This window comes from Duganella vulcania, assembly GCF_009857655.1.
In the GTDB taxonomy this organism is placed as follows: domain Bacteria; phylum Pseudomonadota; class Gammaproteobacteria; order Burkholderiales; family Burkholderiaceae_D; genus Rugamonas; species Rugamonas vulcania.
Genome location: NZ_WWCX01000183.1, coordinates 1 through 5,481, shown reverse-complemented (window position 1 = coordinate 5,481; position 5,481 = coordinate 1). Strand labels below are relative to the sequence as shown.

3 protein-coding genes are annotated in these 5,481 nt (G+C 67.6%); 1 reads left to right on the top strand and 2 read right to left on the bottom strand.

Annotated elements, in window-relative coordinates:
• Positions 1-269: 269 nt before the first annotated feature.
• A complete protein-coding gene (locus tag GTP90_RS34720; RefSeq protein WP_161087781.1) occupies positions 270-1,583 on the bottom strand; it encodes a cyanophycinase in 1,314 nt (437 codons plus the stop codon).
• Between the two features lie 107 nt (positions 1,584-1,690).
• Positions 1,691-4,438, bottom strand: a complete 2,748-nt coding sequence (locus GTP90_RS34715; RefSeq protein ID WP_254452189.1) for a TonB-dependent receptor — start codon at positions 4,436-4,438, stop codon at positions 1,691-1,693.
• A gap of 178 nt (positions 4,439-4,616) precedes the next feature.
• Between GTP90_RS34715 and GTP90_RS34710 the strand changes: the two genes are divergently transcribed.
• A partial coding sequence (locus tag GTP90_RS34710; protein ID WP_161087779.1) for a succinylglutamate desuccinylase/aspartoacylase family protein occupies positions 4,617-5,481 on the top strand: 865 nt, incomplete at its 3' end.

Genomic DNA, 5,481 nt, shown 5'->3' with positions numbered 1-5,481 from the left:
GCCGGCCAGCTGCACGACGCGGCGCCAGACATCGGCGTTGTCCGGCCGCAGGTTGCCGCCGATGATGACCAGCGAGCCCCTGGGCGCGGGCGGCGCGGCCTCCGTGGCCGCCAGCGCGGCGCCCGGCGGCATGGCGCACATCAGCGCCCAATGCATCAAGATCGACATCCGCATAACCGCCCCCGCGATGAAAAAATGGGATGGCGCCCGAAGGCACCCTCCCATTCAATATACCCGATTTCGCGCCGCCGCCGGCGGCAGCGGCGGCATCAGCGATAGCGGTACAGCGGCTGCTGCAGCTGGATCGGCCGGATGTCCATGCGCAGCTTGAGCACCGAATACGCCTCCACCTCGGTCGAGCTGTAGCCGACGCTGTTGATGGTCTTACTGAAGCGGAACTCGAAGCCCAGGTCCGGATAGGCGTCGCGCGGATTGCCGAAGGCGATGCCGATGGCTTCCTGCTGGGCGTTGTCGATCAGGTTGACCATCAGGTCCAGCACCGCGTTGTTGCCCAGGATGTCGTTGGTGTAGACCGGCTCGCGCGTGTCGGGCTGGTTGGGGTCGAGCTTGTTGTCGGCCTTGTCCGGCGACGGCGTGAACTCGCGCGTGACCAGGTTGAACTTGTCGCCCCGGTCCAGGTAGCTGATGGTGGCGTTGCTGATGTTGAAGCCCTTGACGCCGCGGTCGGTGATCGCGGCCGACAGGTCCAGCAGCAGCGCGCCGCTGTAGCCGATGATCTCGACATCGCGCTTGGCGTTGACCACCATCGCGCTGTTCTCGTCGATGCCCAGGCCGATCTGGTAGCCCTTCTTGAGCATCACCGGGATCATGCGGGCGAAGCGGCCGCGCACCAGCAGGTGCTGGTCGACGAACACGTCGTCGCCGATGAAGCCCAGGCCGGGGGCGATCTCGTGGCCGTCGTTGACGCCCTGCTTGAGCATGTCCAGCGTCGGCTTGGCGTCGTAGAACATGGTGGTGCTCATGATGGCCGCGCCGGCGCTGGAGCCGGCCACCACGCCGCCGTCGCGGTACACGTCCCACACCGCGTCCAGCGCCGCCGTGTGCTTGCCGTCCGGGCGCACCAGCGCCTTGGTGATGCGGGCCTGGTCGCCGCCGGTGAAGTAGATGCCGGTGGCCGAATGGATGGCCGCCACCACTTCCGGATCCTCGGCCGCCTTGCGGTAGTCGCTATTGGGCAGCGTCACGCCGAGCGGAATGAAGAAGGCCTGGGCGCCGTACTGGTTCAGTTTGTTGACGGTGTTCTGGGCCGACTTCTCGGGATTGATCGAGGCCGAGCCGAACACGCCGATGCGCGCGCCCTTGCCGCCGGCCAGCTGCACGATGCGCTGCCAGACTTCGGCGTTGTCGGCGCGCAGGCCGCCGCCGATGATGACCAGGCTGCCCGCCGGCGGCGCCAGCACCGGCTTGGGCGGCGGCACCGCCTTGGCCGGCTTGCTGGACTTGACCGGCGCTCCCTTGCCCGGCGCGGATCCGCTCCCCTGCGCCGCGCACACGCCCGCGCCGGCGACCACCAGCAGCCAAAGCATGACGAGACGCCGCAGCGTAAAACCTGTTAATTTCATGTTGCCCTTCCGATGAAAACCGGCGCCAGGCTCTCGCCCGGCGCCGTCGATAATGCAGATGATACCAATCTATTACGTGACGCGCCTTAAAGCATCATTACGTTACATTACTTGAAGGCGTAATTGGCGCTGGCGTAGAAGCGGCGCCCGCGCGGATCGGTGTAGGTCGGATCATAGCCCGAGATGAAGTAGAAGGCCTGGTTCGAGTACGGCGGCGCCGTGTTGAACAGGTTCTGCACGCCGGCGCGCAGCTTGAACGCCTTGGTGGCCTGCCAGGCGCCCGACAGGTCCCACAGCGAGTAGGCCTTCACGTGGTTGGCCGCCACCACCGTGCCGTCGTCGGTGTTGATCGCCGAGTTCTGGTCCTGGTAGCCGCTCGAATACGTGTTCGACAGGCTGGCCGAGTAGGGGCCGCGGTCCCAGTCGAAGGTGATGGTATGGCGCCAGCGCTGCACCACGCCGTCGGTGACGAAGCGCCCCAGGTTGCTCAGGTAGGGGTCGCCCACGGCGTTCTGGATCTTCGAGTTGAGCACATAGGTGCCCGACAGGTGGCCGCCGAAATTGCCGGCCCAGGTCTTCACGCCGCGGTAGTCCAGCGTCAGGTCCAGGCCCGAGGCCAGCTGGGCGCCGCGGTTTTCCTTGCGCAGGTCGATGTAGTCGATGGTGCCGTCGTCCTTGCGGTGCACCAGGTCGCCGTACTTGGCCAGGTTGCCCAGGATGATGTCGTCGCCGATCTCGCTGATCAGGTCGGTGCGCTTGATGTTCCAGTAGTCCAGCGTCATCGACACCTGCTTGGACGGCTCGATCACCATGCCCAGCGAGTACTGGCGGCTGTGCTCGGGCTTGAGCTTGGCGTTGGAATAGCGGCGCGTGTCCCAGGCGTCGGCGCAGTCGGCCAGGCTGTTGCCGACCGTCGCGCACTGGACCGGGTCGGGCAAGGTCGCGGTGCTGCTGTAAACCGTCGGCCGGTACAGGTCCGACATCGACGGCGCGCGGAAGCCGCGTCCGGCCGAGGCGCGGAACAGCATGGTCTTGGCCGGCATGTAGGTCACGCCGATCTTGGGGCTGGCGGCGCCGCCGACCACCTGGTAGTGGTCGTAGCGCGCCGACAGCTGCGCCTCCCACTGCTTGGTGAACGGCAGCAGCAGCTCGCCGTACACCGCCTGCACCGTGCGCTTGTCGCTGGTGGCGCGGCCGCCCTCGGGCGCGGCGTCGTTGTTGATGTTATCGCTCATCAGCAGCGCCGACGGCGTGAAGTCGGTGCGCTCGTGGCGCAGTTCGCCGCCGACCGCCAGCGCGGCCTCGCCGCCGGCCAGCGTGCCGACCGCGTGCGAGACCTTGAAGTCCAGCGAATCCATCACGCCGCGCGCGTGGCGCACGTCGTCGTTGACCTGGATCGCGTCCAGCAGCGCCACGCCGGCCGCGCTGGACGGGCCGAAGGGGTTGATCACGCCGTCGTAGATGCCCTGCACCAGCTTGTCGTACAGCAGATAGCCGTGGGTGTCCTTGTCCTTGATGGTGTTGACGCTGTGGTTCAGGCCGATGTCGTAGTCGAAGCCGCGCGCGCTGCCGGTCAGGCCGACCACGTAGCGCTGGCTCTCGCTGGTCAACTCGCTGGTGCGGCGGCCGGCGTCGTTCAGGCGGATGCGCAGCGTGACGTCGCCCACCACGTCGTCGTCCGCGCTGGCCTCGTCCGAATCCAGGTTGTACTTGGCCAGGCCCGGGATCTTCTTGTAGTTGATCGGCGCGCTCACGCGCGCGGTCGAGGCCACGTAGTGGGTCTTGGAGCGGCTCAGCGCGATCTCGGCGAACAGCTGGGTGTCGGCGTTCAACTGCAGCACGCCGCGCGTGAGCAGGTTGGCCTTGTCCGACTTCGGATACAGCTCGGTGTCGCCCATGTAGTTGTAGGTGCAGGCGTCGACCCCGCCGATGCCGGCCGGCAGGTACAGATTGGCCGGCGGCGCGCAGCCCGGCACCGACAGGTTGATGGTGCGGTTGGTCAGCGGCTTGCCGTTGAGGGTGAAGCCGTTGTCGTTCAGGTAGTCGCGCTGGGCGCCGGTCAGGCGGATGTTGGCCGGCGACGTGAAGCCCGACAGCAGGTGCGGCAGGCGCTCGGGGATCTGCAGCTTGCCGATGAACTTGCGCTGCGAGGTGCTCAGCGCGTCGGTGCGCTGCAGGTCCACCACGGCGAACACATTGTAGCCGTCCCTGGCCAGGTCGCCGGTGCCGGCGGTCAGCGTGGCGGTGCGCTTGCCGGCGCCGCCCTCGTCGGTCTTGGCGCCGTAGGCGTTCAGCTCGACGCCCTGGAAATCCTTGCGGGTGATGAAGTTGATCACGCCGCCGATGGCGTCGGTGCCGTACAGCGCCGAGGCGCCGTCCAGCAGCACCTCGACGCGCTGGATGGCGGCGGCCGGGATGTTGTTCAGGTCGACGCCGGTGTCGTCGCCGGGCGAGGCGAAGTTGGCCATGCGGCGGCCGTTGAGCAGCACCAGCGTGGACGAGGTGCCGATGCCGCGCAGGTTGGCGCTGTTGAAGCCGCGCTGGTCGTGGCCGTCGGTGATGCTGGCGCCGTCGGTCAGGCCGCCGACGTTGGCCGACACCCGCGCCATCAGCTCGGAGGCGGTGGTCACGCCGGCCTTCTCGATGTCCTCGCGGGTGATGACCTGCACCGGCAGCGCGGTCTCGGACTCGATGCGGCGGATCGCCGAACCGGTGATTTCCACCTTCGGCATCACCGTAGGCGTGGCCGTGGTGGCGGGCGCCTCCTGCGCCAGCGCCGCCTGCCCCAGCAGACCTGCCACCGCGCCAGCGCCCAAGGCCAGGCGCACCGATCGCGCCATTGTCGAAACTCGCATGCTATGTACATCACCCATGGTTATTCTCTCTGACTGTTATATAAATAATTTCATTAAACTAACTGTACGCACATCGACGGGAAAACTCAAGAAACCCGGCCCCGTTTCGCCGCGCAGCGATTTACTTTGTGAAAATAGTGCTACATACTCAATCTTTGTCGAAAAAACCCGCCCCGCCATGCAAGTACAACAACACCCCCTGACCGGCCCGCACAGCAGCGCCGCCTACCAACTGACCAGTTTTCACTACGGCCGCCCCGGCACGGGCAAGAAGGTCTACATCCAGGCCTCGCTGCACGCCGACGAGGTGCCCGGCATGCTGGTGGCGCAATTCCTGCGCAAGGAGCTGGCCGCGCTGGACGCGGCCGGGCGCATCGCCGGCGAGGTGATCCTGGTGCCGGCCGCCAACCCGATCGGGCTGGCGCAAGCCATCCACGGCGCAGCCTTCGGCCGCTTCGACCTCACCACCGGCATCAACTTCAACCGCTCGTACAAGCACGTGGCCGACGACCTGAAGAAGTCGCTGGACGGCCTGCTGGGGCCGGACGCCGACGCCAACGTGCGCCTGATCCGCGAGCACGCGCGCGCCTCGATCGCCGCCTGGCAGCCGGCCACCGACGCCGACGCACTGAAGAAAACCCTGATGACGCTGGCGGTGGACGCCGACATCGTGCTCGACCTGCACTGCGACAACGAAGCGGTGCTGCACATGTACGCCGGCACGCCGCTGGCCGAGGCGGCCGCGCCGCTGGCGGCCATCCTGGGCGCGCACGCGCTGCTGCTGGCCTACCAGGCCGGCGGCGAACCGTTCGACGAGGCCTGCAGCCGCCTGTGGTGGGACCTGGAGCGGCACTTCGAGGGCCGCTACCCGATCCCGGCCGCCTGCCTGTCGACCACGGTCGAACTGCGCGGCGAGATGGAGGTCAGCTACGCGCTGGCCGAGCGGGACGCGGCCGGCCTGATCCAGTTCCTGACGCTGAGCGGCGTGCTGCGGGCGGCCGATGCCGACGCGGCGGCCGCGGCGGCCGTGCTGCCGGCGCCGC

Bases quoted from the DNA above. Each gene is read 5' to 3' on its own strand.
- GTP90_RS34720 (WP_161087781.1), bottom strand. From the start codon at position 1,583: ATGAAATTAACAGGTTTTACGCTGCGGCGTCTCGTCATGCTTTGGCTG.
- GTP90_RS34715 (WP_254452189.1), bottom strand. From the start codon at position 4,438: ATGCGAGTTTCGACAATGGCGCGATCGGTGCGCCTGGCCTTGGGCGCT.